The sequence below is a fragment of the Arthrobacter sp. Y3223164 genome (genome assembly GCF_059091005.1).
On the sequence record NZ_JBNHGF010000792.1, the window covers coordinates 1 to 574 of the forward strand.

The window sequence follows — 574 nt, forward strand, 5'->3', positions numbered from 1 at the left end:
GTCAGCGCGGCGCCGACCGTGCCGGAGTGCAGGATCACCCGGCCCACGTTCGCGCCGCGGTTCACCCCGGAGAGCACCACGTCCGGGCCGTCCCCGAAGGCACCGTGCGGCGCGATCATGGCAATGAAGCCCGGCGTGCCGTGCACGGCAAACGCCGGCACGGACTCCAGGCCCTTCAACGTGCGCCGCTCGATCCGGATGCGGCCCTCGTCCTCCCGGGCCGTAATGGACGCGCTGCTGCCGCTGGCTTCCGCAACCGGCGCCGCGATCGTCACGTTCAGGCCGGCCTCCAGGACTCCTGCTGCCAGGGCGTGCAGGCCCGGGGAGTCGATGCCGTCGTCGTTGGTGATCAGGACCATCTTCGGCTTGGTCATTGTTCTTGAACCTTCCGCGCCAACTCGTCGGGGCTGATTTGCCGTCCTGCTGCCTTCCCGCCGCCGTCGTAGGGCGAGACCGTCACCAGCTTGGTCAGGTTCCGAATGGCGCCCTCTTCGCCGGTGCCCAGGCCGTGGCGGGTCACGTTCAGCGCGCCGGCGGCCGTGCCCAGCACCACCGCCTCGTGGATGGTGCCGCC

1 protein-coding gene and 1 pseudogene are annotated in these 574 nt (G+C 70.7%); both read right to left on the reverse strand.

From position 1 onward, the window contains the following. On the reverse strand, positions 1-374 hold a 374-nt coding region (surE, locus tag AC5RUJ_RS18045), incomplete at its 3' end, for a 5'/3'-nucleotidase SurE (protein ID WP_494156492.1). After that, positions 371-574, reverse strand: a pseudogene (locus AC5RUJ_RS18050) (phosphofructokinase); the annotation flags it as partial. The gene surE and the pseudogene AC5RUJ_RS18050, both read right to left, overlap by 4 nt.